Origin of the sequence: Leptothoe sp. EHU-05/26/07-4 (assembly GCF_043421015.1) — a bacterium.
Classification (GTDB): Bacteria; Cyanobacteriota; Cyanobacteriia; order Phormidesmidales; family Phormidesmidaceae; genus Leptothoe; species Leptothoe turfae.
Map to the genome: position 1 here is coordinate 316,824 of NZ_JAXSQV010000003.1, position 22,266 is coordinate 339,089.

Consider the following 22,266-nt stretch of genomic DNA (forward strand, 5'->3'; position numbering starts at 1 on the left):
AACCCTTACGAAAGCCTTGGCAAACACTTGGTGGGAAATACAAGTTACCTGCTCCCCACTGCTTGAGGATACGATCTTCTGGCGGTTTGAAGATTGGCATGGGCGCGGCACCGCCAGCGAGCGCTGGGGGCAACAAAGCCGAGTGAAAGCCTATTTTCCACAAGAGCAGTTTTGTAATGTTGATTTGGCCGCCCTAGCCTTGCGGTTTCAGCAAGATGCTCTATGTTTGGGTATCAACGAACTACCCGATGTCACCTGGCATCTGATTGAAGATGAGGATTGGTCCAAAAGCTGGAAAAAATATTGGCACCCTCAACCGATTGGTGATCGGCTATTGATTAATCCGGCTTGGATGGATCCCCCTACTGACTCGTCGCGTTTAGTGCTCAAGCTGGACCCAGGAACCGCCTTTGGCACTGGTACCCATCCAACCACCCAGCTGTGCCTGGAAGCGCTGGAGATGCGTTTGAGCGACGCTCAACCAGTGACCCTGGCAGATATTGGCTGTGGGTCTGGCATTCTATCCATTGGCGCAATTCTGCTTGGTGCTCAACAGGTTTATGCTGTTGACACAGATCCCCTCGCTGTTAAGGCAACGGGTGAAAATCGGGCTCTCAACAGTATGGATGCGAGTCGCATTCAGGTTGCCCAAGGGAGTATCGACAGCCTCAAGGTGAGTGAACCCGTCGACGGCATCTTGTGCAACATTTTGGCCGAGATCATCGTTGAGCTGATTCCGCATTTTAATGCCATTGCCAAAGAGTCCACCTGGGGGATTTTGAGCGGTGTTTTGTTGGAACAATCGAAGTGGGTGGCCGATACCCTCGAAGCGCATAATTGGACGGTAGCTACGCTCTGGCGACGTGAAGATTGGTGCTGTTTGAATATTCGGCGTCCTTAAAGAATGGAGTAATGATTATGGATAGCGGGTTGTATGTGTTGAAAATTGCGATCGCATCCGCCCTACTCAGTGTCTTAATTAAATGGATAGGGCCAATGATCGCGCCTCCCGAATCCATTGCACTCATTCTTGTCTTACTTCCAACAGCTATTCTAGGCGGCTGGCTTCTGAGTCGTTGGAGCCGATAACGTCTGCCATGGCCACCATCCGCACCATCCCTGAAATTAATCAAAAAATCAACGACGGCAGCGTCACCGTATGGACCGTCGAAGAAACTAAAGTCAACGTGGCAGAACTCGGCCTAGAGGCGGCCACTAAAGCGGTGGATGTAGTCACCACCGGCACCTTTGAACCCATGGAGTCCTCCGGGGCGATTATTAATCTCGGCCATACCGATCCCCCCATTAACATCCGAGAATGTTATCTGGATGGGGTACAGGCCTATGCCGGTTTTGGTGCAGTTGATCTCTATCTTGGGGCTAGCCAAGCCGTTAGTAATAATCGTTGGGGAGATACAGCAGAAAATAACGATATCACGAGCGAACGGGGTGGAGGCCACGTCATTTCTACCTTGATTGCCGGCAAATCGGTCAATCTCCGAGCCATCGGTCAAGTCAGCGACTGTTATCCCCGCTCCACCCTAGATATCTCCATTACCCAAGATACGATCAATCAATTTTATCTGTTCAATCCCCGTAACCTTTACCAAAACTTTATTGTCGGGGTTAACAGCAGTGACCGCCCTCTACTCACCTACCTGGGTCCACTACAGCCATTTCTCGGGAATGCTGTCTATGCCAATGCCGGGGCACTTTCACCCATGCTGAACGATCCTCAAATGCAGACGATTGGCATTGGCAGTCGGTTATTTGTGGGAGGAGCCCCCGGCTACATAGCTTGGGAAGGGACTCAACACTTCCCTCTACAAAAACGATTACCTAACGGTACGCCCGTTGGCCCCTCTGCCACCGTTGCCCTGATCGGAGATGCGAAACAAATGCAACCTGAATGGGTTCGTGGTTGCTACTTTACTGGCTATGGACCGTCCCTGATGCTGGGTGTAGGTGTCCCCATACCCGTTTTAGATGAAGCTGTTTTACAGAAATGTGCCGTTGAAGATAAAGATATCCTGGCCCCAGTGATTGATTTTTCAATTCCCCGCCGGGTCCGGCCCAGTTTCGGCTTGGTCAGCTATCAGCAACTTAAATCAGGTCGTCTTACCATCAACGGGAGCCGTGTGAGAACAGCTCCCCTATCCAGCCTTTATCTTGGGCGCAAGGTTGCGACCACCCTAAAAGACTGGATTATTCAAGGTAAGTTTCAACTCAGTGAGCCGGTTGCTCCCCTACCGAGACAAACAGCCTTTCTGCCCCAGAATAACTGAGGCCAACATTGCATCGCTAGGGCATAGTTGGGGGATACAGCTGGGAAGATGCAGCCGCTTTAACCCTCTGAGCGCTCGGCGGCATCAGCCACCTCATTGCTGTTGCCCACTTTGACCACCTTAGGTGCATCTGCATTGGATTTTTCCACCCTGGCAGTATCATCCTTAACCAGATTAGGTTTAGGACTAGGACGTCCTCCACGCTTTGATGATGGAGGCCGCCGCTTACTACCGCCACCGCCACCCATTGGCTTTTTCTTAGAACGCTTTTTCGGGGGGACAGCGCCGACATAGCTACCATCAGTTAAGATCAACTGGTTTCCCTGCCGCTGCACATGCATATCCCAAAAGTAGCCAATGGTTTTAACACTAATGTTGCCATTGATCACTAGCTTAAAGGGACGTTTGGGCTGTTTTCCAGTGCGCATCTTTTGCACGATACTAACGGTGATCTCCTCTTTCCGCTCATCGAATTTGATGACCTCACCGCGAATAGAAAAGTAATCGGGCTGCACTGCATCAGCGGGTGTTTCGAGCACGTCATCCTCTTCATCGCCCAAGGTCTCTGGCTCCCATACACCGACGATTTGTACGGCAATACCAATATCATCTTGGAAAATAGTGCGTGGATAAACCACCCAGAGGTGATCTTTTTCTAAATCTAGATGCTTTTTAACCAAGCTGGTTGTGCGTCCTAAGAGCACAGCACAGGTTGTGGTGCCATCGTGGTTAACAATGTTACCCCGGTTAAACGTTTCTTCTGAGGGCTCATAGCGTCCTTTTAACAGCCCAATCGCTCTGTACTGCATGGGCTCACTAGGCGGTGCAATCGGCTGCAACCTGGGTTGAGGCGTTTCTGGCTCAGTAGGCGTATCGTCTACTGGTGGCTCAGCTACTGATGACTCAGTAGGCTCACTCTCCGTAGGCTTGGGGCCCGGCTCGGACACGATTGGCGTTGGCTCAAGGGCATCTGCTTTCTTTAAGGCAACTGCTTCAATCGTGGGTTTTTTAGGAGGCTCTTCAACGGGGGCAACAGGCTTAGCTGGTCGTCTAGGTGGCTTCTTAAGAGCAGGACTATTAGAGTTAGCAGCTGCGCTAGCATCCGAATTGTGATCGGATGAAGTATTGGACATTTCAGGGGGGCGACTGTCTGCAGAACTCATTAATCTCGAAACCTCCTCAATCAGGAAAATCGGCTTACTTAACAATTTGAACAATAGTTTAGGGGGTAGCTATAAGTCGCTACAGATTTAGATATCTAACTAACATCTGACTAATTACTTATATCTGGTTTGTATCTGTATCTATCTAGAAATCATAAAAATAAAATTGACATTGAATTGCCGTTTGGTTGAACCTAACAGTTTTTAGATAAATAAACCAAGTCTATCTAGAAAAAAATAGTTGGAATCGTGACTTAAACAATTAAGTTCATGGTCGCTTTTACGTTACCATTCACAGATTTTGACAGATGTCAGCTCAATTTAAGGATATTCTGTCTGATCAAATATTTTGAACCTTGTTCCCCATGATGTGACGCACTTTAAAGATAGTTGGGGCAATTCCTAAGGAAATATTTACTATTTTTTGTTCATGATCAGTTGGAACAGTTTAAAGCGGATAGTCAGTTGTACGAACACTACCCATGGGGTGTATCAGGGGCCAAGCGGTCCTGACTCATTTGGGTTTAATATGGGCAAGTTGCTTTGAAGGAGGGGAGCCCTGTGGCTGTCAAACGCAATCGCTGGCTGATTGGCGGTATTTTATTCCTAGCTGTTGCTGCACTGTTAGCGGTCTCACTTGGACCCTTAATTCAGGCGGCATTTAATCAGAATCCTGGCTATGACAACAGTGTACCCACGGCCACGGAGACCGATCGTCGGGCCGAGTTAGAAGGTCGGGCCAACGGTTATGAATTAGTTTTGGAACGTGAACCGGATAACCAGGCGGCCCTTGAGGGACTGGTGGAAGCCCGCATTACTCTGGGGGATTTGGCGGGTGCGGCTGAGCCATTAGCTCGCCTGGCAGAATTGAATCCCCAAGAGCCGCGATATTCCGTCTTGTTAGCCCAGACTAAGCAACAGCTCAATGATTTAGAAGGGGCTGCCCAAACCTACCGCAGTGTATTGACCTCCACACCTGGCAATATGGAGGCACTACAGGGTCTGGTTGCTTTACTGGTGCAGCAGGAGCGCCCCCAGGCAGCGATTGGTTTGCTGCAGGACACTCTGAAAACAGCTGAGCAGTCTAATCAGATTCAGCCCGGCACCATTGATGTGATTGCGGTCAAATTGCTTCTAGGTCAGATTTATGCTGACCAGTCCCGGTTTGAAGATGCGATCGCAACCTACGATACGGCTATCCAGGATGCTCAAACAGTCAGCGACACACCAGACTTTCGCCCCATACTTGCCAAAGGTCTTATTCTCAGGGAGATGGGCAACGAAGATGAAGCCCAGCCTCTATTTGAATCGGCGCTGTCCCTAGCCCCGGTTCAGTTTAAAGACCGGATCCAGCAGCTGATTAATCAACCCCCTGTTAGTGAGGCCACCGAAAATACCCCTAGCGAAGATGTTCCTAGCCTAAATGAGGCCCCAGCTAACCAACCCGCTGAAGCCTCTCCTGAAACTGTTACACCTGAACCGGCTGAAGCCCCTGAAGCGGTTGAATCAGACGCCAATTAGTGCTTTTTGTTAAGCCGCTAATTAGGACGCCGTTTGACTGGACATGGGCTGGTTACTAAAAGCACGGTTTTGGTTGCCCTCTGATGCGATCGCATCCATTTCACTGAATTCGATATGGTTGATCAGAGTGGTGACAAAGGCAAATAGCAAAAATGGCAATGATAGGACCAGGATCAACCCAACACAAACCAGAGCATAAATAGGACGACTAGACCCCATGAGAGCCAGGGCAGTTGCCAAACTCAAAAACAGCACAATGAGCCAGACAATGATCTGCCCATAGATATCACCAAAGGTCAACGTGCAAACAAACCGGTACTTAGAGGCGTTGTTCATATTGCCAATACTCATACTCATCGAATCTATTCAGGATATCTGGCGAGTTAACTAACTTCACTATTTCTCAATACAGCTTCAAGAATTACCCGCATCTGCCCATCGCTAATGGACTATCGTTATCTGATTTTTTATAAGCCCTACGATGTCCTGAGTCAGTTCACAAATACCGATAGCCGCCACACTACACTCAAATCCTTTATTTCAGTACCGGATGTCTACCCTGTAGGTCGGCTTGACCGGGATAGTGAAGGCCTCCTATTGCTCACCGATGATGGCAAGCTACAGCATCGTCTGTGTCATCCCCGTTTCCACCATCCCCGGACCTATTTGGCCCAGGTAGAACGGATTCCTGATCATGATAGTTTGCAGCAGTTGCGCCAGGGAGTGACCATTCGCGACTATAAAACTCGACCAGCGGCAGTGACCTTGTTGACAACGCAACCCGCACTGCCTCCACGCACACCCCCGATTCGATTCCGTCAGCATATTCCAACCGCCTGGCTACAGCTCACCCTGTATGAAGGTAAAAATCGTCAGGTACGACGGATGACAGCTGCCATTGGTTTTCCGACGTTACGACTGATACGTGTGAGCATTGGCGAGCTGCATCTGGGTCAGCTACACCCCGGACAATGGCGTCACCTCACACCCCATGAACAGCGACAATTAGGGAAGTTAACAAAAGGTTGTGACCAGCCTGATTCCATGCAGATCAGGCGTTCCCGTTCGCACCGTCGCCGCCGTCGCCGCTGATTTGGTTGCGTTTATACCAACATCTGCCATGCTTATCGGCTATGCTGAACTGTATTTAACTGATAAGACTTCCCATACTAATGATTTTAAGCGCTAAGACTATTTTTAACTTTGGGAATAGTAAATTACAGTGACGTTTAACTGCGTTGCTGAGGGTAAATCTCAACTTATGTGTCAGATTTGCTTGACCACGTCCAACTAAGAATGTTGTATTTTTCCTGGGAAAACCCTAAAGTTCTGGATATGGACAAGGGTTATCTACCAGCAGCCTACGGCTCGATTCATCCCTAAAATCAGGAACGCTTTCATTTTAATAATCTGCGGTAACTGTCAACGGACGTTTTCTATCCACTGATGATCATTTGCCCATACTGCCAATTTAATAACCCTACCGAGCACAAGTTTTGCCAGTCATGTGGATCGCCATTGCAGCAATGGAGGGCCTTTATCTTTCCAGGCAAGTCTTCCATCGCTCTAGCTGTTAGTGAAATCCAGGCTCCTGAGGGTATTCAGCCCGGTGAAGACACCGATATCTGGGAACAGGTAACCGCTAATACATTAACGCCCATTGATCCAGTGACCTTGGGCACTCGCGACGCCAATGACTGGTTAGGGCCTCAGCAGCGCTATCAGTTAATTGAGGCACTACAGCTAAATGTTGACAGCGAAAAACCGTTAGAAGTTCAGGTAACCGATACAAAGCCCAATGATGTTGCGTCTTCCCTGGTAGAGCAACGGCATCAGTTTTCACTGACTGAGTTGAGACATACCAGTGAGAAAAAGCTATTTCCCTTGAGTGCCTATCCCTATTTAGCCCTGCACAGTCGCTTTTTCCCATCAATTCCCGAACTACAGGAGGCTTGGGTTGAAAGTGACCATAGCGTTTTAATTGTTGAAGATCGTCGACATTTGCCAGATTTACTGACTATTTGGAAGCAGGAAACCTTGGATCCGTTACAGCAGGTCCACAGCTTCTACGTCATGGTTGAACTGTGGGAGGCAATGTCGGTCTTTAAAGGTCAGGGCAGTTTGCTGAATATCAGCAATCTATGTATGGATGAAGACCAGATTGTGTGTTTGCGCTACATTGAGCCTGGCCCCTATCGTAATGACTATCGACTGGCGGATATGGGGCTGCTTTGGCAGTCGCTGCTCCAATCCAATGGTCAGTCGTTACCTGATTTGATTAACCTTGCGGCCCAGGTCATCGAAGGGCAGTTTGATGACATTGAAGGACTCAAAGAAGCGCTGATTGCGATCGCAGATAAATATCAATTAGGTACAGATATCTCAACCGCTATTTCTGAAACTCCGTCAGAGACAAACGTCTTAGCAGATTTGGATATTCCTGGCCTAGAAGGTCTAGATATTAACGAAGATGCCAGTATGGACAGCATCGATTCACCGACAATGGTGCTGCCAATGAAGCTGACTGGGCTAGAGGATGCTGGACAGTCCCATGTGGGTCAACAGCGAGATCACAACGAGGACAACTATTTTATTCAGTCTGCCCTCAGCCGTCAGGAAACCCTGTCTAGCCAGACGTTGGATGCCAAATGCGCCTACATTCTTTGTGATGGCATGGGGGGACACTCCGGCGGTGAAGTGGCCAGCCAGCTAGCGGTTGATAACCTGCGTGAGTATCTTGATGGCCATTGGCAGTCTGATTTACCCAATGAAGCAGAATTGCGCAATGCCATTGGCCAGACCAACCAGGTGATTTACGAGAAAAATCAATCTGAGGAACGTACAGGAAGTGCTCGCATGGGGACTACCCTGGTCATGTTACTGGTCAAAGGCACCCAGGCCGTGGCTGCCCATGTGGGCGATAGTCGCCTCTATCGCTATACCAAACGTCTTGGGTTACAACAAATTACTGTTGACCACGAAGTGGGACAGCGCGAAATCAAGCGCGGTGTAGAACCGGCCATTGCCTATGCTAGACCGGATGCGTATCAGCTGACCCAGGCCCTAGGTCCCTGTGGTGAAGATGTGCTAGATCCCAGTTTTAACTATCTGAATCTAACTGAAGACACGTTGCTGTTGCTGTGTTCCGATGGTCTAAGTGACGACAGACTATTAGAGACCCACTGCTCCACACATATTGAGCCAATTCTGAGGGGCCATAAAGGAATTGAAGAAGGTGTGGCGGATTTGATTGAACTCGCCAATGAGCAAAATGGCCATGACAATATCACAGCCTTGGTGGTGAAACTTAAGGTGAAACCCGATCTCTCCAAACTCCAATCAGTTTAGGGATTTTTATGGATTACCTTCATAGAGGCGTTCCATGGAACACCTCTACAAAAAAATGCATCTCACAAAACCTATGACAAATAGGTGTATCGGCTCAAGCTCTCTTCGTAGTTTTGTAATAATAATTGGGCCTCTGGTAGGGTGATTTGTTTTTCCCTCAGAGAGATTTCCGAACGGAGTCGAATTTGTTCCACCAGATCTTCAGAGTCGTACTGTACATAGCTTAAGACCTCCTTCATGGTATCTCCTTTGACCACGTGTTCGATGGTGTAGCCCTGGGGGGTTAGATCGATATGAACCATATTGGTATCCCCAAAGAGGTTATGGAGATTGCCCATGATCTCTTGGTACGCGCCAGTGAGAAACATCCCCAAGTAATAGGGGTTCCCTGCTTGGAGATCGTGGAGTTCTAAAACCGATTTGACATCATGTAAATCAATAAACCGATCAATCTTGCCATCACTGTCGCAGGTCAAATCCGCCAGAGTCGCCCGACAGGTAGGCTCTTCATCCAGACGATGGATGGGCATGATGGGGAAAAGCTGGTCGATTGCCCAGGTATCCGGTGCTGATTGAAAGACAGATAAATTGATGTAGTAGATGGAGGCCATCATCTTTTCTAGATCCGCTAAATCATCGGGAATGTAGCTTTCCTGACGAAGTACCTGAATGATTTTTTGACAACAGGCCCAAAAGAGATTCTCCACCCTTGCCCGCTCAGTTAAGCTCAGGTAGCCAAAGTTAAAGAGACTGACAGCTTCTCCTTTAAACTGTTCAGCATCATGAAAAACCTCTTGATAGTTTTTTGAGTTGATACTTTGGTAGGCCTCATAGAACTCTTTGAGAATGGCATGATCCTCAGATGTTGGCTGGAATGGCTCCTGGGGACGTACTTCACTGCTGCCCAGCACATCAAATACCAACACCGATTGGTGGGAGGCAATGGCTCGACCACTTTCACTGATCAAGATGGGAACAGGCAGATTCTTGGAAGAGCAGGCTTCTTTAACTTCAGCAACAACATCGTTAGCATAGTTTTGAATGCTGTAGTTTTTAGAGGCTGGGACATTGGTTTTAGATCCGTTATAGTCGACACCGAGACCACCACCGACATCCAAATACTGCATATTGGCCCCAAGATTAGCCAATTCTACATAGATTTGGCAAGCTTCTCGAAGAGCGTCTTTGATAATGCTAATGGATGAGGTTTGGGACCCAATGTGAAAATGGAGGAGCTGTAAACATGGCAGCATATCCGCTGTCCGCAGTTGCTCAACCACGGTCAAAATCTCGGGAATAGTCAGACCAAACTTGGCACGATCTCCCGCTGAACCGCCCCAGCGTCCCATACCCTTTGTACAGAGCTTGGCCCGCACCCCCAACCGAGGTCGAATGGATAGCTGCTGACTCACCTCGATCACCAAGGGCAGCTCATTGAGTTGTTCTAGAACGATTATAGGAGTTTGCCCTAGCTTTTGACCCAACATGGCTGTCTCAAGATAGGCGCGATCTTTATATCCGTTGCAAACTAGCAAAGCTCCTGGTGTTTTGAGGGTGGCCAGGGCAATCATTAGTTCAGGTTTAGATCCAGCCTCTAGACCAAATTGATAGGGCTCACCAAACTTCACCAAATCTTCAACTAAATGGCGCTGTTGATTACACTTGACCGGAAAAACACCTCGATAACAACCATCGTAGCCATACTTAGTAATAGCTTTGGCAAAACAAGAATTGAGTCGTTCGATACGATCTTCAAGAATGTCAGAGAAACGAACAAGAATCGGCAGTGATAAATTGCGAGCCTGTAGGGCTTCAATCAGACTGTGTAGATCAAGAGAACCACCTCGCTCCCCCTGGGGAGAGACGATCACATGACCTGCAGAATTAATGGAAAAGTAGGGCTCTCCCCAGCCATTAATACGATAAAGTTCTTCACTGTCTTCGATGGTCCATGGCACGCCCCCTGAAGAGAGTTTTGTTTCAGATGAGACACAAGGATCAGCAGACACATTTGTTGGCTGTTGATTGATTGAAACTGGAGCTGAACTCATCAAAGTGTTTCCTTTAACAAAGATGTAATGATAGTTTAAATTTATCCCTACCCTATCTGTTCGCAATTAGACAGTCTGCATAATTTAGAAGTCTGCATAATTTAGACATTGCGACGAGATAGTTCTACGTAGATATACTCGGTTGATCCACTGGAATTAGGCATATTTGTACAAAGGAATATATTCGGTTTATGAAGACACGCACAGCCCCGATACCGGTTGGCCCTGTTCTGGGCGTTGACTCGATAATTTTACTGGTGGCAGCTATTGCTGCATTTATCTTTAGTCAAGCCGTCCATTTAGCGTTGTCATCGGAATCTATCAATCAAACGCTACAGGCTCCTCCTAGATTTTTGGTGGTGCTATCCAGCTTGAGCATTCCTGTCTTTTTTATGGCAATGGATGGCATCAATGCAGCGGGTAATCGATTAAAGCTACCGTTTGCGGGTAGCCGTAAACGGGCACAGCAGATTTATGCCCGCCGCATTCACCTGAGTCTATTGGCTTTATATTTTAATGCGATTTTAGTGGCCCTCTGCTGGTCAGCGTCGGCAATGCCGGTTATGTCTAAGGTTTATTTGGCAGCTGTATTTGCGATCGCAATTTATGCCCTGGGCCAAAGCATTCCATCCACCAAACTGAGTTTCACACTATCAGGGATTCTTTTTGTCATTGTTTTGCTGGCTACCCAAACCTTTATCATTACTAAGACCCAGGCTGAAGCTGAGCAGGCTGGTCAAGAGCTGAGACAGCGTTTAGGTGGAGATGAACCTACAGCTGACGATCAGTAAGTAGCCTGGCGCATCTAAGGCGTTCTAAGATAGCTCCACAACTGCCTGATTGTTAGCCAGAACTTCTTCGGTTAGCATGTCCTCGACAGTGACTCGCAGCAGTCGGTCCTGATCCACAGTGAAACTCAGGCGTACCCGATCTTCCCCTGGCCTCCCAGGAGGATTAAGGTTAGCAATATTGGGGGCTTTATCGTTTAACGGTTGGGCTACGGTTTGCCCCGCCTTTGTCTGGCGCGTAATCAGACGGTTGCCCTCAAAATAGACTTCGGTGCTCCCCTGTTCGCGCCCGAGTTCACCAATAATCAGTTCAATACTTGGCTGTTTTTCATTGGCAGCCCCCAACACCAATTCCACTGGTTGGGCCATGGGATAAGGCTGACCTTGAGGAATAATCGGGTGCCAACCATGGCAGTTATTGCGCCGATCCCAAAAGCGAATACCATAACCGTGATAAAGAAAGTCCGTCAGCTTTACCTGCTGTAGCTGGAGTGCGCCGGCAGAAACAGCGGTAAACGGCTTGTCACCGCACACCTTGGTGCCATTAAATCGATTTTTTGCCCAGGTTTGAATCGCTGGAATTTGAGTGGTGCCCCCCACCAGCAACACCGCGTTAATGTCGTCTAGTCCTATGCCCTGTCGACGCCCCTGCTGCAATACCTGATCAACTCGGGCATTAAGACGCTCAAAAAAATCCCGCTTCTGCAGCACCTGTTCAAGCTGCTCCCGTTCTAGGGTGAGATCATAGCTCTCAAATGTTTCATCATCAAAATAGCTTTCGTTGGCCTTGAGGGCATTAGATAGCTGAATCTTGAGTTGTTCTGCCAGGCGTAGGGTCAGGGGTGAAAGGGGAATTCCATACTGCTCGGACAAATGCTGGGCCACCCACTGATCAATATCGGCTCCCCCCAGATTTTCCCCTGCTTTAGCTAATACTTTAGCGGTTGACACCTGCTGGGCAGACTTGCCCATGGCCTTTTGACCCCATTTGAGAATATATCCCAACGCTTGGGAACGACCGCCGCTTAGCTGCACAATGGCCAAATCTAAGGTGCCGCCACCAAAATCGAGCACCAATACGATTTCATTGTCGGTCAGACCATAGCCTAAAGCCGCCGCCGTGGGTTCATCAATCATGCGGACGCGATTGATATCCCAGCTTTGACACAGGGTGCCTAACCAATTGCGGTAGGTCTCAAAACTGTCTACAGGAACTGTTAGAACCACCTCATCAAGGCTCTCTTCCTGCTGCTTGAGCTGGTCAATTACCTGGGTTAAAAACCAGTCTCCCACTTGTTCAAATGAGAGATTACGACCATCCAAGTCTGGCATAAAGCCTTGAATGGAGGTGCCGATACCCCGCTTAAAGTTTTTAAAACAGCGTTCCGAGCGTTCTAGACCGCGATCGCGAATAGGTTGACCAATCAGCACCTGATCCAGCTGTGCATCCTCAACGTAGAGCAAACTAGGCACTAACGCTGGACCCGATGCACGCTGAGCAATGGCATCTAAGGTGAGAACTTCGGAGGAGAGAGTCGCGGCATTCCACCGGCATAGCACCGTGTTGCTGGTGCCAAAGTCAATTGCTAATACCATCAGATTCCATTTCTAGCTTGCGATCGCAAGTCCAAACGCCCCACCAATAAATAATCCCAACAAACAAACGCTCAGGAGCGCCAGGCTACAGCGGATCCGCCCCATTCCCGCTAGTAGTCGATCGCCCACATGGGCAATTAGCAAACTACACACAGCGGTTAGCACCAAAACCCCTAAATTCACAAAGAACAGCGTCATCCCCATGGGCCCGAAGCGAATATCGTCAATATTGTTGGTGCCACCAAATCCGACTGCCACCGCCAGGGCCACCACCGATAGGGCAGTTCCCAAGCAGGTTAAAGAGCGGCATACTATGATACGAAATCCCTTTAGGGACGATAGCGCTTCTGGCCCAGCTAGAGCTAATGTCTGTATGAATGTTCCTCCAAAGGCCAATGGCCACACCCAGAAGGGGGGTGAAAAGACCGATAAAAAGATCCCCACCACCGTATGCAGGGCTGTAACTAAAGCAATTGACGGCCAAGGGGGAGTCGTAGAAGGTTGAACTCTGCCCCTGCGCCTAGGCCTCTTAAACGGAAAATTCTGATTATTTAGCGGTTGTTTACTCATTGAAACCAAAAACGATATGCCGCGCTGGTATTGATACTATAGCGAGGTGCACATAGTTCACAACTTTGGTGATCGCTGAAAGCCCCATATGCTAACAGCTATGTTCGGCACAACCCGCTAAATGCCGTCCACCGCCTGTCAGCTCAATCCATCAGGCCAAACTCCTGCATCGCTGGGATAAAATTTCGATTCTCATGGCTGGGGCGACTGAGCTTAATCAAAGCAAATCGCTGGGCCGGCGTTAACGTCCCCCAATCATCATTGGAAATCTTTAAATTATGGGTCGCAGCCTTGGTCTGCACCTGCTCAGGCACCGTTAACCCTAGCCAGGGTGGATTGATCGCCACGTCTATTTCCTTGGCTGGTTGACCGGTGTAGTCAGTTACCAGCCCTTGCAAATGCTGCCGATAAGTCAGAATATTTGCTGGCGTATCACAGGGCATGGTTACCAAGATTTGGCGTTCAGCCTGAGTAAATTGGTGCCAATGATTGAGTTTAAGCTTCACACCGCAGGTATCTAATTTCAACCGCACAATCATTGGAATACATCGCAGGGAATCAATAAATTCCTGCTCAAACTGAAAACCTTTAGATCCCATATAGTTACCTCACTTAATTTGCTCACTATTAACGGTTTTGAATAATCTAATCTGTTGCCAATCAGTCACGCAGTTAATAGAAGGCATCATCACCTAAATTGAAATGCACCATGCAATCAAGCCAAAAATCATTTCAAAGTATTGCTTTTTGTAACAATCAATCGTGACGGTAGATCCCGTCCGAGGCTTTCCTTGACGGCTCTAGAAAGTTGCGCGACACTAATCCATATAACTGGCGCAGGCACTCCCTATTTCAATACTCTGTATTAACTTTTTGTATGGAGTTTTAACTACTTTTTAGTTATTGTTTGTCTACGTTCGCCCTTTTTTTAGTGTGGCGATCGACCTAAGAGGTAAATCCCTTTGGAAACACTGGAATTTGTTATCTATCCTGATGGCCGAGTTAAAGAGCTTGTGACCGGTATTATCGGTCGCTCTTGCGCTGAAGTGACTGCTGCTGTCGAGGCTCAGTTAGGCCAGGTTTTATCCCAGGAGAACACGTCTGAGTTCTATGCCCAGGACAATCAATTAACGTCTGAACAGACTGATTCCCAGGCGAACTACAGCAGCTGGTAAGGACATTAGCTTTATTGCTGCTGAATCGGCCCAATGGCCCTATTGTCAACTTCTTAAAAACGCAAGGTTTACGATGTCGCACTTTAGCCAGATTAAAACCAAAATCCGTAATCTACCTGCTTTGCAAGCTGCTTTAACCGATATAGGCACCGACTGGAAAGCGGGTCCGCAAAAAGTACGTGGCTATCAGGGAAAGACTGAAACTGCTGAAGTAGTCATTGAGCAGGAAAATGGCTATGACCTTGGTTTTAAGCACAATGCTGATACTGGAGATTATGAGCTGGTAGCTGATATGCAGTATTGGCAACAGTCTCTATCTGTAGATGGCTTTTTGAATAAAGTTACCCAGCGCTATGCGTATCACACCGTGCTGGGTGAAACGTCCCGTCAAGGTTTCCAGGTAGCTGAGCAACAGACTACTAAGGATGGAGCCATCCGTCTAGTTCTACAGCGCTGGGCTCAAAACTAGTCTCTACGGTAATCGCTGACCAGATTAGGAGGACGACGTTGAGAGTTCCAACGTCGTCCTTGTTGCTTTAGGGCATATCCCATGCAATTGGAGTAATCATCATGACTTTGCAAAACGAACCTCCTAATGATGAACGTTCGGGGTTAGAGCCTGAACTCGGTGGATTACTTAGGGATACAGGCAATCGCAGTGGCCTAGAGCCTGAATTAGGGGGAAGTTTTCGTCAGAAGGGTGTCTACGTCGATGAGACGACATGCATTGGGTGTACCAACTGTGTGCACGTGGCCCGCAACACCTTTTACCTGGAGCCTTTGCATGGTCGGGCACGGGCAGTGCGGCAGGATGGAGATAGCGAAGAGCTGATTCAGGAGGCCATCGATACCTGTCCCGTGGACTGTATTCATTGGGTTGACTATACAAAGCTACAAAAGCTGGAAGAAGAACGACACCATCAAGTAATTCCTGTGACGGGCTTTCCGGTTAATCAAGGTTTAATTCAACGCAAGAACCGCGTAGCGAAGAAAACTAAACCACCAAAGTCTTCGTCAGATTGAGGGTAGTTTCTATAGCGTCTGCTAACGTTCTTGAACGATCGGTTGGTCCGCGCCTGTGTAGATCAGCTCCAACTGTAGTAAGCGTCCAGGCGTTAGGTGAATGACATCTGTAGGAATGTTGAGGATTGGCGCGTTTGGGCTGATGGGTTCTAGGTTAAGGATGGTACCATCGGCAGCAATTTGGATGTGATACGTCAGTGGGTAGGTGGCATCTGCTGGCTCATAGGGGGCTAGTTGGGTTGCGATCTCTCTCAATATTTCCTCGCCATCGACTACGTTAGCAGCATGGTCGGTAGAGGGTTGAGATCGTCGTTCTATCCTGCTGGCAGCACTGAAATCAGCACTACCTAAACTTTCTTGCTCTTCAACTGTTAGAGGCGTCTCAGTAGCAGGACTTGTTTCCGCTGGCGCAGGCTGTGATGGCGGAGCCGGAGCATCTTTGATGATCGCCTCAGGAATGGTGTCAAACTCAGGGGAGGCTGGCCCGGGTGCTTGAGTAACGCCAGTCGGGGGGGCGGCTTCACTCACATCAGCGCTTGGTTCTGGGGATTCTGCCGGGAGTCGAGTCACCCTGACAGGTTCCAGCTCTTCTGAGTTGAGTGGTTGCTGCACCAGCTCCTGGCTTTCCTGCGCGTTAATGTCTTCGGAGCTTTCTACACTATCAGCGGCGGCACGTTCTTCTTGTGCGGGTGCTGTTAAGGGTGGAGGGCTACCTTCAGGTATGGCATTTGCCCCAGATGTGCTCTCTTCCACCGCATCGTCAAACACAGCTTCAGGGGCCTGGGTAGTGGCCACTTCGTTAAAGGCAGCCGGTCTGTAGTGAAGATAGGCCGTTGTGACACCAACAGCTACCAAGAGAGAAGCCGCTGCTGACCCTGTCCACCACTGGCGACGACGACGTGGTTGGCGACGTTGGGCAACCGCTACGGGCAAAATAACCTGACGTTGTCCACAGGCATTGAGCACTTCTGCTAAATCAAACAGCTGTAGTGTGCTGAATGCTAAATCCTTATCCAGCAGCTTGATGCTGTGGGTTTGTTGGGGCCAAGCTTGCTGACTCAGGTGAGTTTGTACATAGGTTTCAACCGCATTACTGAGGGTCATCAGCTGCAGTTGGTTGCCCACGGCCAATTGCTGTCGCTCTGGCTGTTCTGACCATAGACTAAAGCGTAGCTGACGCACCACTGGCCGATCGCTCCATTGGGATAGTGATGAAGCATGGGCCATCACCTCCAACGTGTAGTTGCCAGACTGATAGCGCTGGGTATCAATGGGTAAAACCGAGGACATGAACAGACTGAGCGCTACCGTTCTAGCTTACTAGCCTAACCCCATAGCGACCAGGATGGTTACCGTTAGAGAAACGGATCCACCCCCCTGGAGTTTGTGTGAACCATATCCAAGGGAGCCGGTATTTAATCGTCTTTATCTTTAGCTTCGTAAGGAGGAATGATCACCCGATAGTTGGCATCATACACATCCTCATCCTCATCTGATTGTGGTTCACCAGGTTCAGGTGTCCCCGAAGATTCGGCAGGGGAATCATCACCATATAGCCAGCCTTCTTCATAGGTCCGTGGCGATGGTCGATCGGCTCCATCTGAACTGTAGTAGCTACCGCCATCATCATCCCAGCCAATGTCTGGGTCTGATTTCTGCCTGGATACGTATCGTGACGATGCCTCGTAATCATCGTCACCCCAGCCGGATTCAATATCTCGGACGGTATCGCCAACCGTATCCCGACCCATAGTATCCCGACCCATAGTATCCCCTACAGAGGTTCTCGATTGGGGAGCCGCACCAGAGGCTTGCTGTTGTCCCCAATCGTCCCACTGTTCTGGAGCTCTAAAATTTTCCCAATCATTATCATAGGGATTTTGGCGCTCAGGTTTTCGAGGTGAGGACTGAAAGCGGCTGGCTGATCCGCTGCGATAACGTTCATTGGGGGGCTCATCTGCAAAGCGTGGGGGGTCATGGTCAGGGGGTGGATCGCTCAATCGTTGACCGATGGGTCGATAAGCCCGTTTTTGAGGAACTAGCTGATAGATCAATAATGTGCAGGCCGTTCCCGTTGCGATCGCACCCAGCAACCAAACCGAGAATGGCAAAGCCCCCACTGATGTCCCTAAAATCACTAGCCCCAATACAGGACTGAGATTTTGTACAACCAATATCACCAGAACTGCCACTATCAGTAGCAACGCCATCAGCTGAACCATCACGTCCTCCTCAAAGGTTTTGAGCCCTGAGTTTTGAATTAAAAGTTACCCCTATCACTCAAAACTAATCCTTAGCCATTCACCTGAGTCTCTTGACCGTGCCCTTTCCAGCGATTTAATTGCACACAGTCAATATCCAACTGGTCCAGAGCCCGAGCAACAACAAAATCCACCAGATCATCAATGGTCTGGGGCTGATGGTACCAGGCTGGAATCGCTGGGACAATTTTAGCGCCCGCTTCAGCCAAGGTCGTTAAATTACGTAGATGAATTAAGCTTAGGGGGGTTTCACGGGGCACCAACACTAACGGCTTACCTTCCTTGAGTTGCACATCGGCAGCTCGCTCTAGCAAATCAGAACTTAAGCCTGCCGCCAATTTTCCGACGGTGCTCATGCTACAGGGCATAATCACCATACCCAGAGTCTTAAACGACCCGCTGGCAATGCTCGCTCCCACATTGCTCCAGGTATGGCACCGTAGAGTACCCGCCGTTGGCACCCCGGCCCGCTCTCGCCAAAACAGGGCCTGTTGATCTAAATCCCCGGGTAAACGCACCTGTTCCTCAGCCTGCCAAACCATATAAACAGCTTTGGAGGCTACTAAATCTATGGGGTAGCCTGCTGTGAGTAAATGTTTGATAGCTCGTACGGCGTAGATTAAACCAGAGGCTCCGGTTATGCCTAAAACCAGGGGACGAGATGACGGAAAAGCGGATGCGGCCTGTGCATCTTGTGGCATCACTAAGCTACTCTTCTCCGTCATCAAAGATGTCATCACCATTCATGGACTCGACATCTTTGATATCATCGTCATCGTCATCAATGGCTTCACTACCACCACCTACAGCCACTAAATCAATCTGCTGACGGTAGTAGTCTACGCTCTTCACCTGAACTTCCACCCGATCGCCTAAACGATATTGCTGGCGATTTTTACGACCCATGAGCTTTTGTTGACGAGAACGATATTCATACCAATCATCCTTAAGAGAGCTAACATGCACCAGCCCTTCTACCAGAAGTTCCTCTAATTCCACGAAGAAACCATAGGATTGAACACCTGTAATTAAGCCATGGAAAACCTCACCCGTATGGGCTTGCATAAAGGCAGCTTTTTTAAGGCCTTCTAAATCAGACTCAGCTTCCTGAGCCAGACGCTCTCGCTCCGTCAGATGGGTGGTTGTATGGGTGAAGAGTTCTTCAAACTCGTTGTGAATATCGGGTGGCAGTACGCTCCAGCTCACATTGCCATGGCTGCTGCTGCTGCGTAAATCCACCCGGTCTCTGGAACGGGTGGTCTTGCGATCTCGACCCTCATCAAACACCGCATGGAGCAACCGATGTACCAATAAATCGGGATAACGTCTAACAGGAGAAGCAAAGTGGGTGTACCCATCTTCTAACGCCAGACCAAAATGACCATCGGAATGGCTATTGTAGGAAGCTGGCTTTAAAGTCGACAACAGCAAATAGGTGAGTACTTTTTCAGCCTTAGACTGGCTAAACTGTTGAACAAATCCTAAATAATCCTTGGGTGAAACAGACTCCTCATCTTCCAGCTGTAGATTGAGTCCCATGTTATTGGCTAGCTTAATCAGCTCTTGCACATCGCCAGGGTCAGGGGTGCCATGGAGACGATAAATAGCTGGCACACCTAACTCTTTTAGATGCTTGGCCACTAGCTGATTTGCTAGCAACATACATTCAGTAACAATACGTCGCGCAGGCAACAAATCCGAAACCACCATGACTCCGAGACCACCCTCATCATCATGTTGAAATTTAGGAGAGAGATAATGGGAAAGTTCTTCTCCTGCTTCTTCAGGAAAGACATGGTCAGGTAAATTTAAGTCAAAGGAGCCACGCTGATTACGTTGTTCCTGTAGAAGTTTACTCACTTCAAACAGCTGATCAATGAGTTCAAAGCTCTCTTTGAACTTAGTCAAATCACGTTTTTTAAACGACAGGGCTTCCATCGCATCCTTGTCGTCCCGTGCCAGTATGGCCTGGGCCTGATAATAATTCAGCTGATGATCGTTACAAATGACGGAGGGTTGTACCTCATAGGCCAAAACCTCACCTTCGGACGAGAGAATGACCATAACCGAAATAGTCAGGCGCTCCTTATCTGCCAGCAGTGCACACAACGATGTGGATAACGGGGGTGGCAGCAACGGCACCGGTGAATCCGCCAAATATACGGAAGTCCCACGGCGATAGGCTTCTTGGTCAATGGGACTGTTGGATGGTACGTAGTATGAAACGTCTGCTACGTGAATTCCTAATAGCCAATTACCATCATCTAGCGGCTCCAGGGTGAGGGCATCATCAATCACCTGGGCACCATCCGCATCAATACTGACGGTGGGCTGGTCACGCAGGTCAATGCGTTTTTTGATATCAGCTTTGCGCACCCGATTGGGCAGCGCTTTAGCCGCCATCATGACTTCCTCAGGAAACGCTCGGGGCAGATCGTGTTTACAGTAAACAATATCGATATCAGCTGCCGCTTCGGCATCGCTACCCAAAATTTGAGCCACTTTACCTTGGGGTAAATATTGCCCAATGGGATAACGCAAAATCTCTACATGAACCAGGTGGTCTATGGCTGACTGCAAATCTGATTGATTTAATTCGTCGTTATCTTGATTTTTGAGATCGAGCTGAAATAGCAATCGATCGTCTAGAGGCACCGCTTGTAGACGATCACCCTCTTCAGGCTCTTTAATTCGCGCCAGCACGGAAGAATTTGCTCGCTCCAAAATCAATTGCACTTCGCCTTCAGGACTCCGACGTCGATTGCCTTCCTTGGTCACCTTCACCAAGACTCGATCCCCATTCCAAGCATGGTGAAGATGGGCTTCTCTTACATAGATATCGTCGGCTTCTTCCTCATCTTGAATAGCGAAACAAAACCCCTTACTAGAACAGCGCAGCTTACCTTCAATCACCCCATCTTGATGAATACGGCGGTATTTGCCACGCTCCTTTTCCAGTACACCAATGCGTTCCAATGCGTCTAGGGCAATGCCCAGATCCTTAACCTGGTCGTCGTCAGCACAATTGAGCTTTTTTTCGAGGGTCTTAGTCGTAACGAGCTTATCGTTTGAGAAATTAGCCAGCAGGGAAGCAATTGAAAAATTCATGTAGCGATGAATCCTACGCATTAGTTGAGACATGCCACTGGTTTCTTGGCCAGAGACTGGGCATAGAACGCGTTGCTTCCTAAGAAACCTCCAAAAGCTGCATCCTTCACAACACCCAAACGCCAATGACAAACGTTGCCCTGAAGAACGTTAGTATGACGACCAGACCATCTAGCAACCAGCAAATTTACAAGGTACGAGGGCACTCCCCCAAGACGCATCCCTGAAAAATCACTCCGAACTACCGCTATACAGTATGGTATGCCATCTAAATCGTACCTATTCGAGCACGCTCAAGAAAATTAGCATATGAACGGTATAAGTTTTCCTTAAAGTGACCATTATGTCAAATATGTTTCAAATAATTTATTTATTTTGGCAAGAGACTTAGCGATAGGGGGTGGGGGAGTAGGCAATAGGGGGAATGCTCCTGACCTCTTCGCCATTCAGGAAACTCTACTTCCCAACCCCTATTCTCATGCACTCAGGCATCAAAATAAATTAACTTCCAATTTTTGGATGTACAGACATTCCATGGACCGTCTCTTCACCATTTATTTTTGGAAGTATTTATGGCTTACTCCTAATGTCGTTCTCCAGTGACCACAAACACGACTCGCCGACCAATATTTGTTGCGTGGTCGGCAATGCGTTCTAGATAACGAATAACCAAGACTAACAGGACTGTGGGCTCAACATTACTAGCAGCGGTAGGAGATTGAACTAAAAGATCAAAGAGACGTTCGTAGTCATCATCGACAACGTCATCCTTTTCTTTAATTTCTCGGCCAGCGTCTACATCAAGCTCTGACAGCGATAATAAACTCAAGGCAACCATTGAGCGACACCGATCCAACATCACCTGAATCTGCTCTATAGCGTCGTGGGGAGGATAGGGAAATAGTTTTAGGGATACCTCACCAATATCCTTGGCATAGTCACCGATGCGTTCTAAATCTCGAATCATTTGCATCAACGCACTGACCAGACGCACATCCCTGGTAACAGGGGATTCTAGAGTGATCAGGTTGATACAATCTACTTCAATTTGTCGGTAGAGATAGTCAACTTGTTTATCGTGCTTCTTCAGGTTTTTTGCGGCATCAATGTTGCGATCGCATAGTGCTTCCCTGGCCAACAAGCAAGAACTTTCCACTAAAGCCCCCATACGCAGCACATCCCTCTGAAGCCTGGTCAACTTAAGATCTAAAGCTGAACGAAATGTTGGAGACACATTCAGGGGTTGCTCGATATTGTTTGATACAGTCGGATTAATGCTTTCGACGTCAGAGGAGGCTGTATTCATCGCTTAATACAAAAGTAACTGCACTGAAGGCAGTTCTTAAACGGTTGATTTTATTCAATGGTGATGTCTAG

Annotated in this window: 21 protein-coding genes; 10 read left to right on the plus strand and 11 right to left on the minus strand. The window is 48.5% G+C overall.

Annotation, left to right across the window (positions count from 1 at the left end; translation table 11 throughout):
- Positions 1-16 precede the first annotated feature (16 nt).
- Genes prmA through U2F10_RS09170 form a run of 3 tightly spaced genes read left to right on the plus strand, consistent with a single transcriptional unit; the run spans position 17 to position 2,285 of the window.
- Entirely contained in the window at positions 17-901 is an 885-nt protein-coding gene (gene prmA / locus U2F10_RS09160) for a 50S ribosomal protein L11 methyltransferase (RefSeq protein WP_163697301.1), read from the plus strand.
- Between the two features lie 17 nt (positions 902-918).
- The gene (locus U2F10_RS09165) at positions 919-1,089 is read left to right on the plus strand and encodes a hypothetical protein (RefSeq protein ID WP_163664124.1); all 171 of its coding nucleotides are present in this window, start codon (positions 919-921) and stop codon (positions 1,087-1,089) included.
- Between the two features lie 17 nt (positions 1,090-1,106).
- Positions 1,107-2,285, plus strand: coding sequence for a homocysteine biosynthesis protein (locus tag U2F10_RS09170; protein WP_163703424.1), 1,179 nt, complete (start codon positions 1,107-1,109; stop codon positions 2,283-2,285).
- A 59-nt stretch (positions 2,286-2,344) separates the two neighbouring features.
- Here U2F10_RS09170 and patR read toward each other — a convergent pair whose 3' ends face one another.
- Positions 2,345-3,448 carry a heterocyst master regulator PatR gene (gene patR, locus U2F10_RS09175; protein WP_499871811.1) on the minus strand — a complete coding sequence of 368 codons (1,104 nt, stop codon included), beginning with the start codon at positions 3,446-3,448 and terminating at the stop codon, positions 2,345-2,347.
- A 561-nt stretch (positions 3,449-4,009) separates the two neighbouring features.
- Between patR and U2F10_RS09180 the strand changes: the two genes are divergently transcribed.
- Positions 4,010-4,969 (plus strand): tetratricopeptide repeat protein, encoded by a 960-nt coding sequence (locus U2F10_RS09180; RefSeq protein ID WP_499871812.1) that lies wholly within the window; start codon positions 4,010-4,012, stop codon positions 4,967-4,969.
- 21 nt (positions 4,970-4,990) lie between these two features.
- Here the strand turns inward: U2F10_RS09180 and U2F10_RS09185 are convergent, their stop codons facing one another.
- The gene (locus U2F10_RS09185) at positions 4,991-5,305 is read right to left on the minus strand and encodes a hypothetical protein (RefSeq protein ID WP_163703425.1); all 315 of its coding nucleotides are present in this window, start codon (positions 5,303-5,305) and stop codon (positions 4,991-4,993) included.
- 108 nt (positions 5,306-5,413) lie between these two features.
- On the opposite strand from U2F10_RS09185, the gene U2F10_RS09190 reads away from it, so the two are divergent.
- Together U2F10_RS09190 and U2F10_RS09195 are read left to right on the plus strand one after the other, a co-directional pair.
- On the plus strand, positions 5,414-6,061 hold the full coding sequence (locus U2F10_RS09190; protein ID WP_163664130.1) for a pseudouridine synthase: 648 nt from the start codon (positions 5,414-5,416) through the stop codon (positions 6,059-6,061).
- Between the two features lie 354 nt (positions 6,062-6,415).
- Positions 6,416-8,317, plus strand: coding sequence for a serine/threonine phosphatase (locus U2F10_RS09195; protein ID WP_163664132.1), 1,902 nt, complete (start codon positions 6,416-6,418; stop codon positions 8,315-8,317).
- A gap of 71 nt (positions 8,318-8,388) precedes the next feature.
- Here U2F10_RS09195 and speA read toward each other — a convergent pair whose 3' ends face one another.
- Positions 8,389-10,368, minus strand: coding sequence for a biosynthetic arginine decarboxylase (speA, locus tag U2F10_RS09200; RefSeq protein ID WP_163664134.1), 1,980 nt, complete (start codon positions 10,366-10,368; stop codon positions 8,389-8,391).
- A gap of 191 nt (positions 10,369-10,559) precedes the next feature.
- Between speA and U2F10_RS09205 the strand changes: the two genes are divergently transcribed.
- A complete protein-coding gene (locus U2F10_RS09205) occupies positions 10,560-11,159 on the plus strand; it encodes a hypothetical protein (RefSeq protein ID WP_163664136.1) in 600 nt (199 codons plus the stop codon).
- A gap of 24 nt (positions 11,160-11,183) precedes the next feature.
- Here U2F10_RS09205 and U2F10_RS09210 read toward each other — a convergent pair whose 3' ends face one another.
- The 3 genes from U2F10_RS09210 to U2F10_RS09220 all read right to left on the minus strand — a co-directional run bounded on the left by U2F10_RS09210 (position 11,184) and on the right by U2F10_RS09220 (position 13,921).
- Entirely contained in the window at positions 11,184-12,752 is a 1,569-nt protein-coding gene (locus U2F10_RS09210; RefSeq protein WP_163697312.1) for an Hsp70 family protein, read from the minus strand.
- 12 nt (positions 12,753-12,764) lie between these two features.
- Positions 12,765-13,322 carry a hypothetical protein gene (locus U2F10_RS09215; protein WP_163664140.1) on the minus strand — a complete coding sequence of 186 codons (558 nt, stop codon included), beginning with the start codon at positions 13,320-13,322 and terminating at the stop codon, positions 12,765-12,767.
- A gap of 143 nt (positions 13,323-13,465) precedes the next feature.
- A complete protein-coding gene (locus tag U2F10_RS09220) occupies positions 13,466-13,921 on the minus strand; it encodes a nitrate reductase associated protein (protein ID WP_499871813.1) in 456 nt (151 codons plus the stop codon).
- 363 nt (positions 13,922-14,284) lie between these two features.
- Here U2F10_RS09220 and U2F10_RS09225 point away from each other — a divergent pair, with 363 nt between their 5' ends.
- The 3 genes from U2F10_RS09225 (at position 14,285) to U2F10_RS09235 (ending at position 15,520) form a co-directional block, all read left to right on the plus strand.
- Positions 14,285-14,497, plus strand: a complete 213-nt coding sequence (locus U2F10_RS09225) for a DUF2997 domain-containing protein (RefSeq protein WP_006514055.1) — start codon at positions 14,285-14,287, stop codon at positions 14,495-14,497.
- Between the two features lie 73 nt (positions 14,498-14,570).
- The gene (locus U2F10_RS09230; protein ID WP_163664144.1) at positions 14,571-14,966 is read left to right on the plus strand and encodes a DUF1257 domain-containing protein; all 396 of its coding nucleotides are present in this window, start codon (positions 14,571-14,573) and stop codon (positions 14,964-14,966) included.
- 101 nt (positions 14,967-15,067) lie between these two features.
- On the plus strand, positions 15,068-15,520 hold the full coding sequence (locus U2F10_RS09235) for a ferredoxin (protein ID WP_499871814.1): 453 nt from the start codon (positions 15,068-15,070) through the stop codon (positions 15,518-15,520).
- 21 nt (positions 15,521-15,541) lie between these two features.
- Here the strand turns inward: U2F10_RS09235 and U2F10_RS09240 are convergent, their stop codons facing one another.
- The 5 genes from U2F10_RS09240 to phoU form a co-directional block, all read right to left on the minus strand.
- Positions 15,542-16,810 (minus strand): DUF4335 domain-containing protein, encoded by a 1,269-nt coding sequence (locus U2F10_RS09240; RefSeq protein ID WP_499871816.1) that lies wholly within the window; start codon positions 16,808-16,810, stop codon positions 15,542-15,544.
- A gap of 125 nt (positions 16,811-16,935) precedes the next feature.
- Positions 16,936-17,742 (minus strand): hypothetical protein, encoded by an 807-nt coding sequence (locus U2F10_RS09245; protein ID WP_499871817.1) that lies wholly within the window; start codon positions 17,740-17,742, stop codon positions 16,936-16,938.
- Between the two features lie 71 nt (positions 17,743-17,813).
- Positions 17,814-18,482, minus strand: a complete 669-nt coding sequence (locus U2F10_RS09250) for a flavin prenyltransferase UbiX (protein WP_163664152.1) — start codon at positions 18,480-18,482, stop codon at positions 17,814-17,816.
- 7 nt (positions 18,483-18,489) lie between these two features.
- The gene (locus U2F10_RS09255) at positions 18,490-20,889 is read right to left on the minus strand and encodes a ribonuclease R family protein (protein ID WP_163664154.1); all 2,400 of its coding nucleotides are present in this window, start codon (positions 20,887-20,889) and stop codon (positions 18,490-18,492) included.
- Between the two features lie 583 nt (positions 20,890-21,472).
- A complete protein-coding gene (gene phoU / locus U2F10_RS09260; RefSeq protein WP_163664156.1) occupies positions 21,473-22,195 on the minus strand; it encodes a phosphate signaling complex protein PhoU in 723 nt (240 codons plus the stop codon).
- Between the last annotated feature and the right edge of the window lie 71 nt (positions 22,196-22,266).

Excerpts from the sequence above, each read along its gene's own strand:
- U2F10_RS09165 (WP_163664124.1), top strand. The coding sequence starts at position 919 with ATGGATAGCGGGTTGTATGTGTTGAAAATTGCGATCGCATCCGCCCTA.
- patR (WP_499871811.1), bottom strand. The coding sequence starts at position 3,448 with ATGAGTTCTGCAGACAGTCGCCCCCCTGAAATGTCCAATACTTCATCC.
- U2F10_RS09185 (WP_163703425.1), bottom strand. The coding sequence starts at position 5,305 with ATGAACAACGCCTCTAAGTACCGGTTTGTTTGCACGTTGACCTTTGGT.
- U2F10_RS09190 (WP_163664130.1), top strand. The coding sequence starts at position 5,414 with ATGGACTATCGTTATCTGATTTTTTATAAGCCCTACGATGTCCTGAGT.
- U2F10_RS09195 (WP_163664132.1), top strand. The coding sequence starts at position 6,416 with ATGATCATTTGCCCATACTGCCAATTTAATAACCCTACCGAGCACAAG.
- speA (WP_163664134.1), bottom strand. The coding sequence starts at position 10,368 with ATGAGTTCAGCTCCAGTTTCAATCAATCAACAGCCAACAAATGTGTCT.
- U2F10_RS09205 (WP_163664136.1), top strand. The coding sequence starts at position 10,560 with ATGAAGACACGCACAGCCCCGATACCGGTTGGCCCTGTTCTGGGCGTT.
- U2F10_RS09210 (WP_163697312.1), bottom strand. The coding sequence starts at position 12,752 with ATGGTATTAGCAATTGACTTTGGCACCAGCAACACGGTGCTATGCCGG.
- U2F10_RS09215 (WP_163664140.1), bottom strand. The coding sequence starts at position 13,322 with ATGAGTAAACAACCGCTAAATAATCAGAATTTTCCGTTTAAGAGGCCT.
- U2F10_RS09220 (WP_499871813.1), bottom strand. The coding sequence starts at position 13,921 with ATGGGATCTAAAGGTTTTCAGTTTGAGCAGGAATTTATTGATTCCCTG.
- U2F10_RS09230 (WP_163664144.1), top strand. The coding sequence starts at position 14,571 with ATGTCGCACTTTAGCCAGATTAAAACCAAAATCCGTAATCTACCTGCT.
- U2F10_RS09235 (WP_499871814.1), top strand. The coding sequence starts at position 15,068 with ATGACTTTGCAAAACGAACCTCCTAATGATGAACGTTCGGGGTTAGAG.
- U2F10_RS09240 (WP_499871816.1), bottom strand. The coding sequence starts at position 16,810 with ATGTCCTCGGTTTTACCCATTGATACCCAGCGCTATCAGTCTGGCAAC.
- U2F10_RS09245 (WP_499871817.1), bottom strand. The coding sequence starts at position 17,742 with ATGGTTCAGCTGATGGCGTTGCTACTGATAGTGGCAGTTCTGGTGATA.
- U2F10_RS09250 (WP_163664152.1), bottom strand. The coding sequence starts at position 18,482 with ATGCCACAAGATGCACAGGCCGCATCCGCTTTTCCGTCATCTCGTCCC.
- U2F10_RS09255 (WP_163664154.1), bottom strand. The coding sequence starts at position 20,889 with ATGAATTTTTCAATTGCTTCCCTGCTGGCTAATTTCTCAAACGATAAG.
- phoU (WP_163664156.1), bottom strand. The coding sequence starts at position 22,195 with ATGAATACAGCCTCCTCTGACGTCGAAAGCATTAATCCGACTGTATCA.